This is a genomic window from Nocardioides anomalus (assembly GCF_011046535.1).
Taxonomy (GTDB): Bacteria; Actinomycetota; Actinomycetes; order Propionibacteriales; family Nocardioidaceae; genus Nocardioides; species Nocardioides anomalus.
On record NZ_CP049257.1, the window covers coordinates 4,685,191 to 4,701,607 of the forward strand.

17 protein-coding genes are annotated in these 16,417 nt (G+C 74.2%); 9 read left to right on the forward strand and 8 right to left on the reverse strand.

The window, feature by feature from the left end:
* Positions 1–61: 61 nt before the first annotated feature.
* Positions 62–505, forward strand: coding sequence for an OsmC family peroxiredoxin (locus G5V58_RS23330; RefSeq protein WP_165237710.1), 444 nt, complete (start codon positions 62–64; stop codon positions 503–505).
* Here the strand turns inward: G5V58_RS23330 and G5V58_RS23335 are convergent, their stop codons facing one another.
* Entirely contained in the window at positions 506–799 is a 294-nt protein-coding gene (locus tag G5V58_RS23335; protein WP_165237712.1) for a putative quinol monooxygenase, read from the reverse strand.
* Between the two features lie 46 nt (positions 800–845).
* Between G5V58_RS23335 and G5V58_RS23340 the strand changes: the two genes are divergently transcribed.
* Positions 846–2,825 (forward strand): M13 family metallopeptidase, encoded by a 1,980-nt coding sequence (locus G5V58_RS23340; protein ID WP_165237714.1) that lies wholly within the window; start codon positions 846–848, stop codon positions 2,823–2,825.
* A 3-nt stretch (positions 2,826–2,828) separates the two neighbouring features.
* Here the strand turns inward: G5V58_RS23340 and G5V58_RS23345 are convergent, their stop codons facing one another.
* Positions 2,829–3,380, reverse strand: coding sequence for a hypothetical protein (locus G5V58_RS23345; protein WP_165237716.1), 552 nt, complete (start codon positions 3,378–3,380; stop codon positions 2,829–2,831).
* 82 nt (positions 3,381–3,462) lie between these two features.
* Between G5V58_RS23345 and G5V58_RS23350 the strand changes: the two genes are divergently transcribed.
* On the forward strand, positions 3,463–5,046 hold the full coding sequence (locus G5V58_RS23350) for a LuxR family transcriptional regulator (RefSeq protein WP_165237718.1): 1,584 nt from the start codon (positions 3,463–3,465) through the stop codon (positions 5,044–5,046).
* Between the two features lie 2 nt (positions 5,047–5,048).
* Here G5V58_RS23350 and G5V58_RS23355 read toward each other — a convergent pair whose 3' ends face one another.
* Positions 5,049–5,528, reverse strand: a complete 480-nt coding sequence (locus tag G5V58_RS23355) for a group II truncated hemoglobin (protein WP_165237720.1) — start codon at positions 5,526–5,528, stop codon at positions 5,049–5,051.
* A 50-nt stretch (positions 5,529–5,578) separates the two neighbouring features.
* Between G5V58_RS23355 and G5V58_RS23360 the strand changes: the two genes are divergently transcribed.
* On the forward strand, positions 5,579–6,097 hold the full coding sequence (locus tag G5V58_RS23360) for a hypothetical protein (RefSeq protein WP_165237722.1): 519 nt from the start codon (positions 5,579–5,581) through the stop codon (positions 6,095–6,097).
* On the opposite strand, the gene G5V58_RS23365 is transcribed toward G5V58_RS23360, so the two are convergent.
* Together G5V58_RS23365 and G5V58_RS23370 are read right to left on the reverse strand one after the other, a co-directional pair.
* Positions 6,094–6,495 (reverse strand): hypothetical protein, encoded by a 402-nt coding sequence (locus G5V58_RS23365; RefSeq protein ID WP_165237724.1) that lies wholly within the window; start codon positions 6,493–6,495, stop codon positions 6,094–6,096. The genes G5V58_RS23360 and G5V58_RS23365 overlap by 4 nt on opposite strands.
* Before the next feature lie 30 nt (positions 6,496–6,525).
* Positions 6,526–6,984 (reverse strand): hypothetical protein, encoded by a 459-nt coding sequence (locus G5V58_RS23370; RefSeq protein WP_165237726.1) that lies wholly within the window; start codon positions 6,982–6,984, stop codon positions 6,526–6,528.
* A gap of 67 nt (positions 6,985–7,051) precedes the next feature.
* Here G5V58_RS23370 and G5V58_RS23375 point away from each other — a divergent pair, with 67 nt between their 5' ends.
* From G5V58_RS23375 to G5V58_RS23385, 3 genes are all read left to right on the forward strand, one after another.
* Positions 7,052–9,157 (forward strand): RecQ family ATP-dependent DNA helicase, encoded by a 2,106-nt coding sequence (locus tag G5V58_RS23375; protein ID WP_165237728.1) that lies wholly within the window; start codon positions 7,052–7,054, stop codon positions 9,155–9,157.
* A 106-nt stretch (positions 9,158–9,263) separates the two neighbouring features.
* The gene (locus tag G5V58_RS23380) at positions 9,264–10,112 is read left to right on the forward strand and encodes an NAD(P)-dependent oxidoreductase (protein WP_230486899.1); all 849 of its coding nucleotides are present in this window, start codon (positions 9,264–9,266) and stop codon (positions 10,110–10,112) included.
* 34 nt (positions 10,113–10,146) lie between these two features.
* Positions 10,147–11,220 carry an NAD(P)H-dependent amine dehydrogenase family protein gene (locus G5V58_RS23385; protein ID WP_165237730.1) on the forward strand — a complete coding sequence of 358 codons (1,074 nt, stop codon included), beginning with the start codon at positions 10,147–10,149 and terminating at the stop codon, positions 11,218–11,220.
* Here the strand turns inward: G5V58_RS23385 and G5V58_RS23390 are convergent.
* Complete coding sequence (locus G5V58_RS23390; protein ID WP_165237732.1) at positions 11,198–11,689, reverse strand: glutathione peroxidase; 492 nt, start codon at positions 11,687–11,689, stop codon at positions 11,198–11,200. The genes G5V58_RS23385 and G5V58_RS23390 overlap by 23 nt on opposite strands.
* 53 nt (positions 11,690–11,742) lie before the next feature.
* Between G5V58_RS23390 and G5V58_RS23395 the strand changes: the two genes are divergently transcribed.
* Positions 11,743–14,457, forward strand: a complete 2,715-nt coding sequence (locus G5V58_RS23395; protein ID WP_165237734.1) for a DEAD/DEAH box helicase — start codon at positions 11,743–11,745, stop codon at positions 14,455–14,457.
* Entirely contained in the window at positions 14,454–15,119 is a 666-nt protein-coding gene (locus G5V58_RS23400; RefSeq protein WP_165237736.1) for an SWIM zinc finger family protein, read from the forward strand. Before G5V58_RS23395 ends, G5V58_RS23400 begins: the two co-directional genes overlap by 4 nt.
* Here the strand turns inward: G5V58_RS23400 and G5V58_RS23405 are convergent.
* A complete protein-coding gene (locus G5V58_RS23405) occupies positions 15,107–15,847 on the reverse strand; it encodes a hypothetical protein (RefSeq protein ID WP_165237738.1) in 741 nt (246 codons plus the stop codon). The two genes, G5V58_RS23400 and G5V58_RS23405, sit on opposite strands and share 13 nt — an antisense overlap.
* Positions 15,840–16,400, reverse strand: a complete 561-nt coding sequence (locus G5V58_RS23410; protein ID WP_165237740.1) for an SACE_7040 family transcriptional regulator — start codon at positions 16,398–16,400, stop codon at positions 15,840–15,842. Before G5V58_RS23410 ends, G5V58_RS23405 begins: the two co-directional genes overlap by 8 nt.
* Positions 16,401–16,417 lie beyond the last annotated feature (17 nt).

A 16,417-nucleotide genomic window follows, 5' to 3' on the forward strand; every position in this document is an offset into this window, starting at 1 on the left:
ACCTAAGATACCTTGTGCGCAAGTATCTTGTGCACAAGACAAACTCACGAAGGAGACGCTGATGCCCACTCGCACCGCACGCACCGCCTGGAACGGCACCCTCGAGCAGGGCTCGGGCCAGGTCGAGCTCACCACCAGCAAGGTCGGCACCTACGACGTGTCCTTCCCCAAGCGCGCAGCCGACGACGCCGGCGGCACCACCAGCCCCGAGGAGCTCATCGCCGCGGCGCACACCTCCTGCTACGCCATGCAGTTCAGCGCCGAGATCGCCCAGCGCGGCGGCACCCCCGAGGCTCTCGACGTGCAGGCCGACGTCTCGCTCGGCCCGGACAGCGCCAACGGCGGCTTCAGGCTCACCGGCATCAAGCTCACCGTCCGCGGTGAGGTCGACGGTCTCGACGAGGCCGGCTTCAAGGAGGCCGCCGAGGCGGCCAAGGCCAACTGCCCGATCAGCAAGGCCCTCACCGGCGTCGACATCACCCTCGACGCCGCGCTCGAGAGCTGATCAGCCGACCGGCGTGAGCGGGTGGATCGCCACCTCGCCGGTGAGCACGCCGCCCAGGGTCTCGAAGGCCCGGGCGACGTGCGGCGTCGCGACGTGCGCGTCGAGGTCCTCCTGGCTGCGCCAGGACTCGATGGTCACGTAGACGCCGGGCTGGGCGGCCGACTCGTAGACCTCGTAGCCGAGGCAGCCCTCCTCCTCGAGGGTCGCCGCGAGGAGGTCGGCGAGCCCGGCTCGGACGGCCTCGGCCGCCGCAGGGTCGGTCGGGATCGTGGCCACCACGCGGAGGTCGCTCATGAGCCGAACCTAGCCCGTGTGTCCAGACCAACTAGTGTCGTGTGGCGTGAGCATCCTGGACGACGCCCGCGAGGGCATGGACCCCGACGTACGGCCGCAGGACGACCTGTTCGGGCACGTCAACGGCCGGTGGCTGGTCGAGACCGACATCCCGAGCGACCGGTCGAGCTGGGGTCCGTTCGTGCAGCTGGCCGACGTGGCCGAGGAGCAGGTCCACCGGATCATCGAGGACCTCGCGGCGAAGGCGGCGGCGGCCACCGAGGGCGACCTCGACCCGAACGCGCAGAAGATCGGCGACCTGTTCGCCTCCTTCATGGACACCGAGCGCATCGAGCGGCTGGGCACGCGCCCGATCAAGCCGCTGCTGGACGCCGTGGCCGCGCTGCGCGACACCCGCGACGTGGCGGCGTTCCTGGGTGAGTTCGAGCGCATCGGCGGGCACGGGCTGTTCGGCTCCTACGTCAACACCGACGACCGCGACTCCGACCGCTACCTGTTCCACCTGGTGCAGGGCGGGCTGGGGCTGCCGGACGAGTCCTACTACCGCGACGAGAAGTTCGCGTCGGTCCGCGAGGCCTACGTCGGCTACCTCACCACGATCCTGCGCCTGGTCCAGGACCAGGTCGAGGGCAACGACCCCGAGGCCGGCGCGCAGACCGTGCTGCGCATCGACACCCGGCTGGCCGAGGGTCACTGGGAGCGGTCGCTGACCCGCGACGTGCAGAAGACCTACAACCTCACGACCGTCGCCGAGCTGCGCGAGCTGTGCCCGGGCTTCGACTGGGACGTCTACGCGACCAACCTCAGCGCATCGGCGCGCGAGGCCGAGGACCTGCTGTTCGAGAGCTGCGTGCGCCAGCCGTCGTACTTCGAGCACCTCTCGACCGTGCTCGGCGAGGTCGCCATCGAGGACTGGCGGACCTGGCTGCTCACCCGGGTGCTGCGCAGCGCGGCGCCGTACCTCACCGACGACTTCGTCGAGGCCAACTTCGACTTCTACGGCCGCACCCTGAACGGCACCCCCGAGCTGCGTGCGCGCTGGAAGCGCGGCGTCGGCCTGGTCGAGGGGGCCCTGGGCGAGGCCGTCGGCGAGGAGTACGTCGCGCGCCACTTCCCGCCGAGCTCCAAGCAGCAGATGGACGAGCTGGTCGCCCACCTGCTGGCGGCGTACCGCTCCTCGATCAGCCGGCTCGACTGGATGACCGAGGAGACCAAGCAGCGGGCCTACGAGAAGCTCGACACCTTCCGGCCCAAGATCGGCTACCCGGAGAAGTTCCGCGACTACTCCGCGCTCCAGGTCCGCCCCGACGACCTGCTCGGCAACGTCGCTGCGTCCGCGGCCTTCGAGACCGACCGGCAGCTGGCCAAGATCGGCTCGCCGGTGGACCGCGACGAGTGGTTCATGCTCCCGCAGACCGTGAACGCCTACTACAACCCCGGCACCAACGAGATCTGCTTCCCGGCCGGCATCCTGCAGAAGCCGTTCTTCTCGCCCGACGCCCACCCGGCCGAGAACTACGGCGGCATCGGCGCGGTCATCGGCCACGAGATCGGCCACGGCTTCGACGACCAGGGCGCGCAGTACGACGGCCGCGGCAACCTCAACGACTGGTGGACGCCGGAGGACAAGGCGGCCTTCGAGGTGAAGTCGCAGGCGCTCATCGCGCAGTACGACGCGTTCTCCCCGCGCGACCTGCCCGAGGAGCACGTCAACGGCTCGCTCACCGTCGGCGAGAACATCGGCGACCTCGGCGGGCTCACCATCGGCCACCAGGCCTTCCTCATCGCGAACGGCGGCGAGGCCAGCGCCGAGGACCGGCAGAGGCTGTTCATGAACTGGGCCTACTGCTGGCGCACCAAGCGCCGCCTCGAGCAGGCCCAGCAGTACCTCACCATCGACCCGCACAGCCCGCCGGAGTTCCGCGCCAACATCGTGCGCAACCTCGACGAGTTCCACGAGGTCTTCGGCACCCGCGAGGGCGACGGTCTGTGGCTCGACCCGGAGCAGCGCGTCCGGATCTGGTGAGCCTCAGGCGGTGACGCAGATCAACGACATGGTGATCAGGTCGTTGCCGGCCGAGGTGTTGACCGACTGCGCGAACCACGTCGTCGACGACGTGCCGCCCACCGGCCACAGCTTCACGGCCGTCGGGTTGTTGGCCCAGTACGCCCCCGCCCCGACCGCCTTCTTGCCGGCCGGGCAGGTGGCGGACGTGCTGGCGGTCTGACCGCTCGCCACCACCGCGCTCAACCCCTCGACGATGACGTAGCCCGACACCCCGGCCGGTCCGGGCGGGCCGGTCTGGCCCGTCGGCCCGGTCTGGCCAGGCTGACCGGCCGGTCCAGCGGCGCCGGCGGGTCCGGTGGCGCCCGCGGGCCCGGCCGGTCCGGGCACCCGGGCGTCCGGCGCCAGGTCGGCCAGGGCGAGGGAGGAGTCCTTGACGTCCTTGCCGGTGAGCGAGCCGTCCTTGATCTGCTTGCCCGTGATCAGCGAGCCGGCGACCGCCCCGCCGGTGGCGGAGACGACGACCGCAGCGGCCAGCACCAGGGCGGCGGCGGGTGCGGAGAGGGAGCGTGGCATGCGCGGAACCTAGGTCCGGGACCGGCTCCGGCGCATGCGTGGAACGTCTACATCCGCACGGTGCCGGACCTACGCTCGCCGGGTGACGACGACACGCGAGGCGGCCCTCCACGGGTTGCTCGACGCCGCGGTGGCCGGCCGGGTGTCGTCGTGGTCGCCTCCCCCAGGGGACGCGGAGTGGGCCCGCGGGCTCGAGCTGTGGGCGTCCGTGCTGACCCAGCGGTGGCGCGCGCCGCTGCCCCCACCGCCGGCGGGGGACCCAGAGGCCGGCTGGCTGCAGTACGCCGCGGCGCTGTGGTCCGCGTCGGGGGACCCCGGCCGGGACTCCGGCGCGCTCCTGGCCCGCCTGGGCGAGTCTGCGCTGCCCGATCCGGGCACGCCGCTCGGCCGGTTCGCGGGCTACCTCCTCGTCGAGGCGACGATGGCGCACGCCCGCCTCGACCTCGCCGCGTCGATCGCCGACCGGCTCGGCCCGCGGGTCTGGGCGAGCGTCGGTCACCCGTTCGGGGCGGCGGTGGCCGTCTGCCGCGCGCGGCTGCTGGCCTTCCGCGGCGACATCGCCGCGGCCGGAGCCGTGGTGGCCGGCATCCCGCCGCCCACCGAGCCCCTGCTCGCCGCGCTGGTCGCCGCCACCTCCGCTCTGGTCCGGGGCAACGACGCGGACGCCACCGAGGTCCGGCGGCTCGTGGCCACGGTCGATGCCATCGGTGCGCCCGAGGGGCACCTCGCCGTCGGCGCGCACCTGCTGGCGGCGTACGGCGAGGTCGCGCTGCAGGACACCAGCGCCGCGGCCCGCCGGGTGCTGCTCGCGGGCGGGGACGAGCAGCTGTCGCGGCTGAACGTCGTGGACCGGGCGCTGGCGCTCGAGGCGCTCGTCAGCTTCGCGGTCGCGCACGGCGACCTGGATGCTGCCGAGACCTGGGCCGACCAGATCGCGCCGCTGCTCGCCTCCCCGATCGCCGACTCCACCGCCGCGCGGGCGCTGAGCCGGGTCGCCCTCCTCGCCGGGCGGGCGGACGAGGCGGTGGCCTGGGGCGAGCGCGCGCTCGCGCGCGCCGGGGAGGTGGACCGGGTCATCGAGCACGCCGAGGCGGAGATCGTGCTCAACCGGGCCCGCCTCGAGCACCCCGGCCACTCGTCGGCCGACGCGGTCCGCGCGCTGCGCGCCATGGTCGCCGCCGCCGAGGAGCGGGGCCACGGGATGGCCCGGCGGGCCGCGGCCCGCGAGCTGCGGGCGGCGGGCTTGCGGCTGCCTCCGCTGGCCGGCAGCGGCTGGGCCGGGCTGTCCGAGCGCGAGGCCGACGTGGCCCGCCTGGTGGCCGCAGGACTGAGCAACCACGCCGTCGCGCAGGCGCTGCACGTCAGCGACCACACGGTGCGGGCGCACCTGTCGCGGGTGCTCGCCGCCTTCGGGGTGGCCACCCGCTCGGCCCTGCCCGCCGCGGTCCGCGCCGGGCCTCCCGGACCAGCCCGGCTGGCCCGCGACCGCCTCACCTCCCGGCAGCGGGACGTCGCCGCTCTGGTCGCGGACGGGTTGCGCAACGCCGAGATCGCCGCGCGGCTCGCCCTCAGCGAGCGGACCGTCGAGCGCCACGTGAGCGACGTGCTGGGGCGGGCCGGACTCCCCAACCGGGTCGCGCTGGCCCGCGCGTGGCTGGCGGGCTGACCTCAGCCCTCGTAGGGCGGGGCCACGCCCCAGCCCCAGCGCGGGACGGGCGCGTCGCCCACCACGTCGGCCGCGTCCGGCTGGGAGTTGTGCATGGCCAGGCGGGTGCCCCACTCGACGTACCCCACGACCGCGGCGCGGAACTCCGGGTCCGCGGGCAGCCCGGCGTCGTCGAGGGCCAGGCTCATGGTGGAGGCGAAGCGGTGCCGCTGCGCCGCGGTGATGCCCAGCCCGCGGTGGTGGGCCAGCATGTGCGCGTAGCCGCCGTGCTCGGCGGTGTAGGTCGCCGGCCCGCCCAGCACCTCGCACCACCAGTCGGTGACGTGGGCGCGGTGCTCCTCGCTCACGCCGCCGGGGAAGAACGGTCCCAGCTCCGCGTCCTGCTCGACGCGGTCGTAGAAGGCGTCGAGGAACCGGCGGATCGGCGTACGGCCGCCGGCCCAGTCGTACAGCGTCGGCACTCCTGGCTCGTCCACGCCCATGACGCCACCCTCTCTTGTCCCACTCGGTGCTGCGGTGTAAGCATGTAATCATGATTACGAACGAGGCGCGAGAGCGCGTGGCCGGCTGGTTCGCCGGCCGGCTCCCCGCGGAGTGGCAGGCGGCCCCCGCGGACATCACGATCGACCGCGAGGAGATCACCGTCCGGCTCACCGTCCCCGACGTCGAGCTCGACGGCTCCTCCGAGGCCGCCCGCGCCGAGGCGCGCGCCGGTCGGGCCAAGCAGTTCCGCGAGCAGACCCGCGAGCAGCGGGTGGAGATCGCCCGCGAGGCCGAGCACCGCTACGAGGCCAAGGTGTCCTGGGGCGTCAGCGTCGGCGACCACAGCGAGCTGTGGACGCACGTCGCGGCGCCGGTGATGACCCGGCTGCGCCAGCCCCAGCGGCTGGTCCTGGACACGCTGGTCGACGCCGGCGTGGCCCGGTCGCGCTCGGACGCGCTGGCCTGGTGCGTACGCCTGGTCGGCCAGCACGAGGAGGACTGGCTGGGCGAGCTGCGCACGGCGATGCAGTCGGTCGCCGACGTGCGGGAGAAGGGGCCGGCCGCCTAGCAGGCGCCGATCCGGGTCAGCGACTGGTCGCCGCCCATGCCCTCGCCGGTGGGCTCGCCCATGCCGACGACCAGGTCGTCGCCGCGCCGGACCACCAGCGACCTGACCTTGGAGACCTCGCCGGCGGCGGCCTTGACGTCGACCGAGGCGCCCTCGGCGCCCGTGCTCATGCCGGCCAGGTGCGCGTGGTCGCTGGTGCGGTCGTCGAGGCGGATCTTGACCCGGTAGCCGCCGGGGACGGGGGTCTTGCACAGCTGGGTCTTGGCCTTGTGCACCGACAGCACGGTGGTCCAGTCGGCGGCGTGCGCCGGTGCGGCCGCCGCGACGCAGGCGGCGGTGAGGGCGGCGAGGGTGCTGACGGCGGCGGCGGCGAGGCGGCGGGACGACGAGGTGAGCATGACCGCGGTCCTTCCCGCGGAGACCTGGGCCTAACCTCCGCGGGTGGTCCGCAGCTGCGGGCGCCGGCCGAGCTCGGGGCGCAGCGCGTCGAGCAGCGGCTCGAGGCTCTGCACCTGGCTGCGGGTCACCTTGATCCCGCGCGGCCGGCCGTCCGCGCCGGAGCCGACGAGCAGCACCGACTCCACGGCGCCGCTGCGGGTCGTGCGGACCTCGGTGAGGTCGGCGAACCGGAGCTCGCGGACCACGCGCTCGCCGTAGCGCACCTGGACGGCGTCCGGGCCGACGTACACGTGCTGGCGGGCGAACAGCACCGCGCCCCAGAGAGGTACGCCGCACAGCAGCACGCTGCCCAGCGCGCCGGCCACGACCTCCCGCGCCGGCGCGCCCGCGGCCGCGTGGCGCACCGTCCAGACCAGGACCGGTGAGAAGAGCAGGGCGACCAGGGCGCTGGCGACGACCAGGATCCGGCGCGGGGGCAGCTCGACCACCCGGCCAGCCAACCACGCCTGTGGAGAGCCCGGCCGTGCCGTCGGTCGCCGCTGGTAGACAGGGCGCATGACCACCGCAGCCCAGGACGACGTCCAGAGCGACGTCCGCCAGGAGGCCGAGCGGCACCTGCGCGCGCTCGTGGGCCGCGACGACGCCACCCTGCGCGAGGACCAGTGGCGCGCGATCGAGGCGCTCGCCGTGCAGCGCGCCCGGGCGCTGGTCGTGCAGCGGACCGGGTGGGGCAAGTCGGCGGTCTACTTCGTGGCCACGCTGCTGCTGCGCGCCCAGGGCGCCGGGCCGACGGTGATCGTGAGCCCGCTGCTGGCCCTGATGCGCAACCAGATCGCGGCGGCCGAGCGCGCCGGCATCCGCGCGGTGACCATCAACTCGACCAACATGCAGGACTGGGAGCCGATCCACGACCAGATCCGCGCCGGCGAGGTCGACGTGCTGCTGGTGAGCCCCGAGCGGCTCAACAACCCGGGCTTCCGCGACGAGGTGCTGCCGCGGCTGGCCGCGACCTGCGGCCTGCTGGTGGTCGACGAGGCGCACTGCATCTCCGACTGGGGTCACGACTTCCGGCCCGACTACCGCCGGATCCGCACCCTGCTCGGCGAGCTGCCCGCCGGCATCCCGGTGCTCGCCACCACGGCCACCGCCAACGCGCGGGTGACCAAGGACGTGGCCGAGCAGCTCGGCACCGACGTCCTCGTCCTGCGCGGCTCGCTGGACCGCGAGTCGCTGCGACTCGGCGTGGTCCGGCTGCGCACGCCCGAGCAGCGGCTGGCCTGGCTGGCCGACCACCTGGCCGAGCAGCCCGGCGTCGGCATCATCTACTGCCTCACGGTTGCGGCCACCCAGGAGATCGCGGACTACCTGCGCTCGCGCGGGCACGACGTCGCGGCGTACTCCGGCCAGACCGAGGCCACCGAGCGCCACGCCCTCGAGCAGGACCTCGCCGCCGGCCGGGTCAAGGCGCTGGTGGCCACCAGCGCGCTCGGCATGGGCTTCGACGCCACCCTCGGCTTCGTGGTCAACATGGGCGCCCCGCAGTCGCCGGTGGCCTACTACCAGCAGGTCGGCCGCGCGGGCCGCGGGACGGACGAGGCGACCGTGGTGCTGCTGCCCGCGATCGAGGACCGCGACATCTGGGCCTACTTCGCCTCGCTGGCCTTCCCGCCCGAGGCGCAGGTCCGCCAGACCCTCGAGGTGCTGGCCGCGGAGGGCGCACCGCTCAGCACGGCGGCCCTGGAGAGCCGGGTCGAGCTCACCCGCAACCGGCTCGAGACCATGCTCAAGGTCCTCGACGTCGACGGAGCGGTGCGCCGGGTCCGCGGCGGCTGGGAGTCGACCGGCCAGCCGTGGAGCTACGACGCCGAGCGCTACCAGCGCGTGCGCGAGGCCCGCGAGCGCGAGCAGGCTGCGATGCTGGCCTACCTCGACACCACCGAGTGCCGGATGCGCTACCTGCGCGAGCAGCTGGACGACCCCGACGCCGCCGACTGCGGGCGCTGCGACAACTGCGGCGGCCTCACCCTGGCGACCACCGTGTCCGCCGCCGCCATCGAGGAGGCCGAGACCCGGCTGGCCCGGCCCGGCGTGCCCGTCGAGCCGCGCAAGATGTGGCCCACCGCCCTGGCCGCCCTGGGCATCGACCTCAAGGGCCGCATCGCCGCCGACGAGGCCGCCGGTGAGGGCCGCGCGATCGCCCGCCTCACCGACCTCGGCCACGGTCAGTCGCTGCGCGCGCTGTTCCGGCCCGAGACGCCCGACGGCCCCGTGCCGGTCCCGCTCGTCCAGGCCGTGCTGCGCGTCCTCGACGACTGGCGCCCCGAGGTCGACGCCATCGTGGTGGTCGAGTCCGCCACCCGGCCCACCCTCACCGAGGACCTGGCCGCCGGCCTGTCCCGCCGTCTCGGGGTGCCGGTCGTCGGCCACTGGGCCATCGTCGACCCCGACGTCGCCCCCAGCCAGGGTGCGGTCAACTCCGCCCAGCGGGTGGCCGCCGCCGGTCGCCGCGCCTCGCTGCACGCCGAGGTGCCCGCAGGGGCCCGGGTGCTGCTCGTGGACGACCTGGTGGTCACCGGCTGGACGCTCACGCTGGCCGCCCGGGCCATCCGGCGCGCGGGCGCCGCCGACGTGCTCCCGCTCACGCTCGCCGTCCAGAGCTGACGCCCGCCCGACGGACCGACCGGGGGCCAGCGTGCGCGCCCACCCGGCCACCCGAGGTCGCGTCGGCGGCGGGCGGCCCCCGGGGTTGCCGGGGTACCGCCCCCTCGTGACGACGGTGGCGGTCCTGGGGACCGGGAAGATGGGCGCCGGGATGGCCCGGCAGCTGGTGCAGCACGGCTTCGACGTGCGGGTGTGGAACCGCTCGCGCGACAAGGCCGAGCCGCTGGCCGAGGACGGCGCGACGGTGGCGGACAGCGCGACCGAGGCGGTCAGGGGCGCGGAGGTGGTGCTGCCGATGCTGTTCGACGCCGACTCGGTGCTGGCGGTCCTGGACGAGGCGGCCGACGGCTTCGGCCAGGGCGTGCTGCTGGTGCAGAGCACGACGGTCGGGCTGGAGCAGCCGCGGGTGGCCGACGCGGCGCGGAGCCGCGGGCTGCGGGTCCTGGACGCGCCCGTGCTCGGCACCCGCAAGCCGGCCGAGGAGGGCAAGCTCACGGTGCTGGCCTCGGGCGACCCCGCGGACCGCGACGAGGCGCAGCCGGTGCTGGACGCGATCGGCGCGAAGACGGTCTGGGTCGGTGACGAGGTGGGGATGGCCAGCCGGCTCAAGCTGGCCTGCAACGCCTGGGTCGCCTCGATCACGGCGGCCACCGCGCAGTCGGTGGCGCTGGCCGAGGGCCTCGGCCTGGACCCGCGGCTGTTCCTGCACGCCATCGAGGGCTCGCCCACGGACGCGGCGTACGCGCAGCTCAAGGGCGACGCGATGATCAGCGGCGAGATGCCGGTGGCTTTCGACGTCGACGGCATCAGCAAGGACCTCGGGCTGATCCGGCAGGCCGCCGACGAGGGCGGCGTGAGCGCCGAGCTCCTCGAGGCGCTGCAGGGCCTCTTCAGGCGGGCCAGCGAGCAGGGCCACGGCGGGGCCGACATGGCCGCGGTGCGGAAGGCTTTCTAGAACACGTTCTAGTGAGCCGCTAGGGTGCCGGAGCATGACGCTCCGGGTCGTGCAGTGGACCACCGGCAACATCGGCCGCCGCTCGCTGCACGCCGTCCTCAGCCGCGACGACCTGGAGCTGGTCGGCGTCTACGCCCACGGCGCGGACAAGGTCGGGCGCGACGCGGCCGAGCTGTGCGGCTGGCCCGAGCCGACCGGCGTCCTCGCGACGAACGACGTCGCGGAGCTGCTGAGGGCGGAGCCGGACGCCTGCTGCTACAACCCGCTGTGGCCGGACGTCGACGAGCTGGTCACCCTGCTCGAGGCGGGCGTCAACGTGTGCACCAGCGCCGCGTGGATCACCGGAGGCAAGCAGACCGAGCGCGACCGGCGGCGGATCCAGGAGGCCTGCGAGCGGGGCCGGAGCACGATCTTCGGCTCGGGCGCCCACCCCGGCATGACCAACCTGGTCGGGATGGTCCTGACCGGGGCCTGCGAGCGGGTCGACTCGATGGTCATCACCGAGTCGGTGGACTGCTCGACGTACGAGTCGGCCGAGACCCAGCGTGCGATGGGCTTCGGCCGGGACCCGGACACCGCAGGGCTCGCGGAGAGCGTCCGGAGGGAGTCCGAGGTCTTCGCCGAGTCGGCCGTGCTCTTGGCGCAGGCGATCGGCGCGGTGGTGGACCGGGTCACCTTCGACGTCGAGTTCACCGCGGCGACGGGCGACAGCGACCTCGGCTTCATGACCATCCCGGCGGGCACGGTCGGTGGGGTCATGGGCCACCACCGCGCCTGGGCGGGCGAGCAGAACGTCGTGAGCGTCGGCTTCAACTGGATCATGGGCGCGCACACGGTCCCGCCCAAGCCGCTGCAGCACGGCCACGTCATCCAGGTCTTCGGCCTGCCCAACATGCGCACGGTGCTGCACTGCCTGCCGCCGGCGGACTGGGACGAGCCCGGCTTCATGGGCCTCGGGATGGTCTACACGGCGATGCCGGTGACCAACGCGGTGCCGTACGTCGTGGCCGCGCCGCCCGGGATCGTCACCCTGGCGGACCTGCCGCCGATCACGGGTCGGGTCGCCAGGCCGGTCAGCGGCAGGCTCAGGCCGACGCCAGCGCCCTGACCGCCTCGAGGATCCGCTCGTCCTCGGGCTCGACGGTGGGGCTGAAGCGCGCCACGATGCTGCCGTCGGCGGCGAGGAGGAACTTCTCGAAGTTCCACGCCACGTCGCCGGCCTCGCCCTTCTCGTCTGGGGTCCGGGTCAGCGCGGCGTAGACGGGGTGCCGGTCCTCGCCGTTGACCTCGATCTTCTCGGTCATCGGGAAGGTCACGCCGTACGTCGAGGAGCAGAACTCCTGGATCTCCTCGGCGCTCCCTGGCTCCTGACCCAGGAACTGGTTGCACGGGAAGCCGACGACGGTGAACGCCTCGTCGCCGTACGCCTCCTGGAGCCGCTCGAGCCCGGCGTACTGCGGGGTGAGCCCGCACCGGCTGGCCACGTTGACCAGCAGCGCCGGGCGGCCGGCGGTGATGTCGCCGAGCGTGGTCGCGGTGCCGTCGAGCCGGGCGATCTTCTCCTCCAGGATGCTCACGGCTCCGATCCTAGGACGCCCGCGTTGTCGGGCCGGACGGCTAGTTTCGGGGGGTGAGCTTCGTCCCCCTCGGCACCGCGGCGTTCCGGCCCGCGAGCCCGCCGCGGGAGGGCGTGGTGGAGTTCCGCGACGAGCGCCGCACGGTCACACTGCCCATCCGCGCGGCGCTGCCGGTGCTGACCAAGGCCCACCACCGCGACGACCTGCACCCGAGCATCGGGCTGCTCTCCGGAGCGGCGCTGCTGGGGCTCAAGCTGGTGGCCGCCGGCCGGATCGAGCCGTCCGGCACCGACCCCAGCTGGCGGATGGCTCCGCTGGACCGCGCCGACGAGGACCGCGTCCTGCAGCTGGCCAGCGCCCGGACCCACGGCGACCTCGGACCCGATGAGGCGGAGCGGCTGGTCCGCGACCTGCTCGACGCGGTGGCCGACGCGGTGCCGCGCGCCGCGCCCACCGTGGCCCAGCAGCAGCGGCCGCGCCCGGACTTCGAGCGGACCCTGCGCGATCGGCTGAAGCGCTACACCGAGCCGCGCCCGGAGCGCCCGCAGCTGGTCCGGGTCTCGCTGCGCGTCGAGGCCGACGAGGAGGAGCTGGTCGCGGGCGCGGTGCGTCTGGTGCTGCAGGTCCACGACGAGCAGAACCCGCTCCACCTCTGCGACGCGGCACTGCTGTGGACCGGAGCGGAGGAGGAGCACGGCTTCGGCGACCGGGCCCGCACCCACGCCACGATCGCGCTACGCGGCGCGGCCGAGGCCTGGCCGGTGCTCGACCGGATGCTCGAGCTGCGGGTGCCCGACCAGATCACCCTCGACGGCGACGAGATCGAGAGCCTGCTCGAGACCGGCGTCGGTGCCTTGGCCGGGCGCGGCGTGGACGTGCTCTGGCCGCGCAGCCTCGGGCGCGACCTCACGGCGACCACGGTGCTGGACCGCGCCCGTCCGATGTCGGAGCGCGAGGCCCAGCTGCGCACCGGTGTCTTCGGCGAGGGCGAGCTGTTCAGCTTCCGCTGGCAGCTGGCCCTGCACGGCGACCCGCTGACCGAGGAGGAGATGGAGCAGCTGGCCACCACGGCGGCCCCGCTGCTGCGGCTGCGCGGCAACTGGACCGTCATCGACCCCTCGATCGCGCGCAAGGCCCGCAAACGGGTGGTCCGCACGGCCACCGCCGCCGAGGCCATCGCCGCCGCGCTGACCGGCACCGTCCAGCTCGGCACCGCGGAGCAGCCGGTCGAGGAGCAGGTCCAGCTCGGCGCCAGCCTGCTCCAGGTCCGCGAGCGGCTGCTCGGTGCGGCGACCCGTGAGCCGGTCCCGGTCCCCGCGGCGCTGCGGGCCGAGCTGCGCGACTACCAGCGCCAGGGGCTCACGTGGCTGGCCGAGCTGACCTCCCACGGCCTGGGCGCGTGCCTGGCCGACGACATGGGCCTGGGCAAGACGGTGACGCTCATCGCGCTCCACCTGCACCGCGTCGAGGAGGGGCACACCGGTCCCGTGCTCGTCGTCTGCCCGGCCAGCCTGCTGGGCAACTGGGAGCAGGAGCTGGCGCGGTTCGCCCCGGGCGTGGCCGTGCGCCGCTACCACGGCGAGCGGCGCACGCTCGAGGGGCTGACCGAGGGGTTCGTGCTCACGACGTACGGCACCATGCGGGTCAGCCACGAGGCGCTGGCCGAGGTGCCCTGGGACCTGGTGGTCGCCGACGAGGCGCAGCACCTGAAGAACGCGCGCTCCTCGACCGCGCGCAATCTGCGCAAGATCCCCAGCGCGGTGCGGGTCGCGCTCACCGGCACGCCGATGGAGAACAACCTCACCGAGCTCTGGTCCGTGCTCGACTGGGTGATCCCCGGCCTCCTCGGCAGCCGCCAGGCCTTCCGCCGCGCGTGGGCGAGCCCGATCGAGGCGGGCGTGCACGAGGCCAAGACCCGGCAGTTCGCCGAGCTCATCGGCCCGTTCCTGCTGCGCCGCCGCAAGTCCGATCCCGGGATCGCGCCCGAGCTGCCGGCCAAGACCGAGACCGACCACCCGCTGCACCTGACCCGCGAGCAGGTCGTGCTCTACGAGTCGTTCGTGCGCGACACCATGGCTCGCATCGAGCGCGCGCACGCCGACGACCAGGTCACCCGCCGCAGCCTGGTCCTGATGCTGCTGACCGGGCTCAAGCAGATCTGCAACCACCCGGCCCACTTCCTCAAGGAGTCCGGCGCGGTGCGCCTCTCCGGCCGCTCGCAGAAGCTCGACCTGGTCGACGAGCTGCTCGGCACCGTGCTGGCCGAGGACGGCGCCGCCCTGGTCTTCACCCAGTACGTCGCCATGGCGCGGCTCCTCGAGGCCCACCTGACCCGAGCCGGCGTGCCCCACCAGTTCCTGCACGGCGGCACGCCGGTGCGCGAGCGCGAGGCGATGGTCGCGCGGTTCCAGGCGGGGGAGGCGCCCGTCTTCCTGCTCTCGCTCAAGGCCGGGGGCACCGGCCTCAACCTGACCCGCGCCGACCACGTCCTGCACTTCGACCGGTGGTGGAACCCCGCCGTCGAGGAGCAGGCCACCGACCGGGCCTACCGGATCGGGCAGACCAAGCCGGTGCAGGTGCACCGGCTCATCACCCAGGGCACCGTCGAGGAGCGCATCGCCGAGCTGCTGGCCCGCAAGCGCTCGCTGGCCGACGCCGTCCTGGGCCGCGGAGAGGCGGCGCTGACCGAGCTCGGCGACGACGAGCTGCGCGACCTGGTGACGCTGCGCCGCGAGGACGCGCGCCGCGAGGGCCGGGACCGGTCGTGACCACCGTCGTCCACCCCCGCGCTCCCGAGCGCCGCGGCGCGGCCCGGTCGACCCGCTGGTGGTCCAAGGCCTGGGTGCGTGCGGTCGAGGAGTCGTCGTACTCCTCGGGCGACCTGACCGCCGCCCGCACCATCTCCCGGTCGGGGCGGATCGGCCAGATCAGCGTGCGCCCGGGCGCGTTCGTGGCCGCGGTCGAGGACCAGCACGGGCTCTGGGCCGTCCAGGGCACGGTCCCGGTCCTCGACGCCGACGCCCGCGAGGCGCTGGTGGAGACGGTCGCCGCCGAGGCCGGGCGGGTCGCGGCGCTGCTGGCCGGCGACCTTCCGCACACCCTGGTCGAGCACGCCGAGGAGGCCGGCGTCGAGCTGCTGCCCTACGGCGGCGAGCTGGCCTCGACCTGCAGCTGCGAGAGCTGGACCGACCCCTGCCCGCACGCGCTGGCCGTGATGTACCAGTTGGCCTGGCTCATCGACGACGACCCGTTCGTGCTGCTGCACCTGCGCGGCCTGGGCCGCGACGACCTGCTGGCCGAGCTGCACGGCCGCTCCGTGCCCGCGGTGCGCGAGGAGGAGGCCGACCCGGACGTGGACACCGCGGTCGACGCCGCCCTGCGGGCCGCGGCGCTGCTGCGCGAGGCCGAGGGGCCGGGTCAGTACTCGTAGTTGCGGCACAGCCGCAGCGTGAGCAGGCTCCACGTGGCCGTGTCCACCGCTCCGCGCTCGGTGACCTGGCCCGGGGCGTCGTCCTGGTACTCCGCCACGCGTGCCGAGGTGGGGTCGTCGAAGATCCCGGTGATCTGGTCACCCGGGAACGCCCCGCGCTGCGGGTGGAGCTGCGCGTCGTCGGAGAACATCGCCTGCAGCGCCCGCACCCAGACCTTGCTCTCGGTGGTGACCGCCATGCCGAGCTCCAGCGCCGGCGCCTCGGACGACGGGATCTCGCACGGGCACTTGACCAGCTGCTCGTTGCCGGAGCTGAGCACGGTGACGAAGCTGTTGACCTCGGTGCCGGACATCCGCACCTCGCAGGGGTCCTGCTTGCTGTCGTAGGGCCCTCGGTAGACGGCGTACTTGGGCGGGTCCTTGCCCTCGGGACCCATCACCGTCGGGCACGAGCTGTCGGTGCGCAGGTAGCGCAGGCCCTTGCTGCTGCTGGCGTTGGCCACCGCGTTGCTCAGCGGCGCGGCGGTGTCGCCGTAGCCCACGATGAGCAGCGCCTGGCCGGTGCAGTCGGCCTGGTCGACCTGGGGGATGCGCAGGTGCAGCGGGTCGTTGAACGACGACGCGGCCGGCTCGTCGCCGCCCCCGTCGTCGACCACCAGCGCGGTGGTCACACCGCCGCCGATCCCGAGGACCGCGGCCAGCAGCGGGGCGACGACGCGGCTACGCACCGCGCGGCCCGGTGCCGAGGGCGGCGTCCGCCATCCCCGTGAGCAGCTCGCGCATCCGGGCGTCGGGCAGCAGCGCGCTGTGCGGCGTGGAGTTGATGAGCCCGAAGGCCGCGTGCGCCATGGCCCGCGCGCTGTCCAGCGGCAGCCCGTCGTGCACCTCGCGCAGGCGGTCGGCCCAGAGGTCGACGTACGCGCGCTGGAGCTTGCGGACGAGCTCGCGCGCGTCGTCCGGCAGCGACTCCCAGTCGCGGTCCTGGACCACGATCAGCGGGCGGTCGCGCAGGGCGAAGTCGACGTGCCAGTCGACCAGCGCGTGCAGCGCGGTCACCGCGTCGGGCGCGGCGTCCGAGCGCTCGCGGCCGACCTCGAGCAGCCGCTCGCTGATGTCGACCAGCATCTCGGCCAGCACCGCGTCCTTGGACGCGAAGTGCTTGTAGAGCGCCGGCCCGGAGATGCCGCAGGCCGCGCCGATGTCGGCCACGCTCACGCCGTGGAACCCGCGCGCGGCGAACAGCTCGGCCGCGGTCGCGAGGATCTCGTCGCGGCGGGCCATGCCCCGAGGTTAGCGGC

What these genes read in the sequence shown, in the direction of transcription:
- G5V58_RS23345 (WP_165237716.1), bottom strand. Translation starts at nt 3,380, where the DNA reads ATGCCACGCTCCCTCTCCGCACCCGCCGCCGCCCTGGTGCTGGCCGCT.
- G5V58_RS23330 (WP_165237710.1), top strand. Translation starts at nt 62, where the DNA reads ATGCCCACTCGCACCGCACGCACCGCCTGGAACGGCACCCTCGAGCAG.
- G5V58_RS23360 (WP_165237722.1), top strand. Translation starts at nt 5,579, where the DNA reads ATGATTACGAACGAGGCGCGAGAGCGCGTGGCCGGCTGGTTCGCCGGC.
- G5V58_RS23335 (WP_165237712.1), bottom strand. Translation starts at nt 799, where the DNA reads ATGAGCGACCTCCGCGTGGTGGCCACGATCCCGACCGACCCTGCGGCG.
- G5V58_RS23410 (WP_165237740.1), bottom strand. Translation starts at nt 16,400, where the DNA reads ATGGCCCGCCGCGACGAGATCCTCGCGACCGCGGCCGAGCTGTTCGCC.
- G5V58_RS23385 (WP_165237730.1), top strand. Translation starts at nt 10,147, where the DNA reads ATGACGCTCCGGGTCGTGCAGTGGACCACCGGCAACATCGGCCGCCGC.
- G5V58_RS23365 (WP_165237724.1), bottom strand. Translation starts at nt 6,495, where the DNA reads ATGCTCACCTCGTCGTCCCGCCGCCTCGCCGCCGCCGCCGTCAGCACC.
- G5V58_RS23355 (WP_165237720.1), bottom strand. Translation starts at nt 5,528, where the DNA reads ATGGGCGTGGACGAGCCAGGAGTGCCGACGCTGTACGACTGGGCCGGC.
- G5V58_RS23375 (WP_165237728.1), top strand. Translation starts at nt 7,052, where the DNA reads ATGACCACCGCAGCCCAGGACGACGTCCAGAGCGACGTCCGCCAGGAG.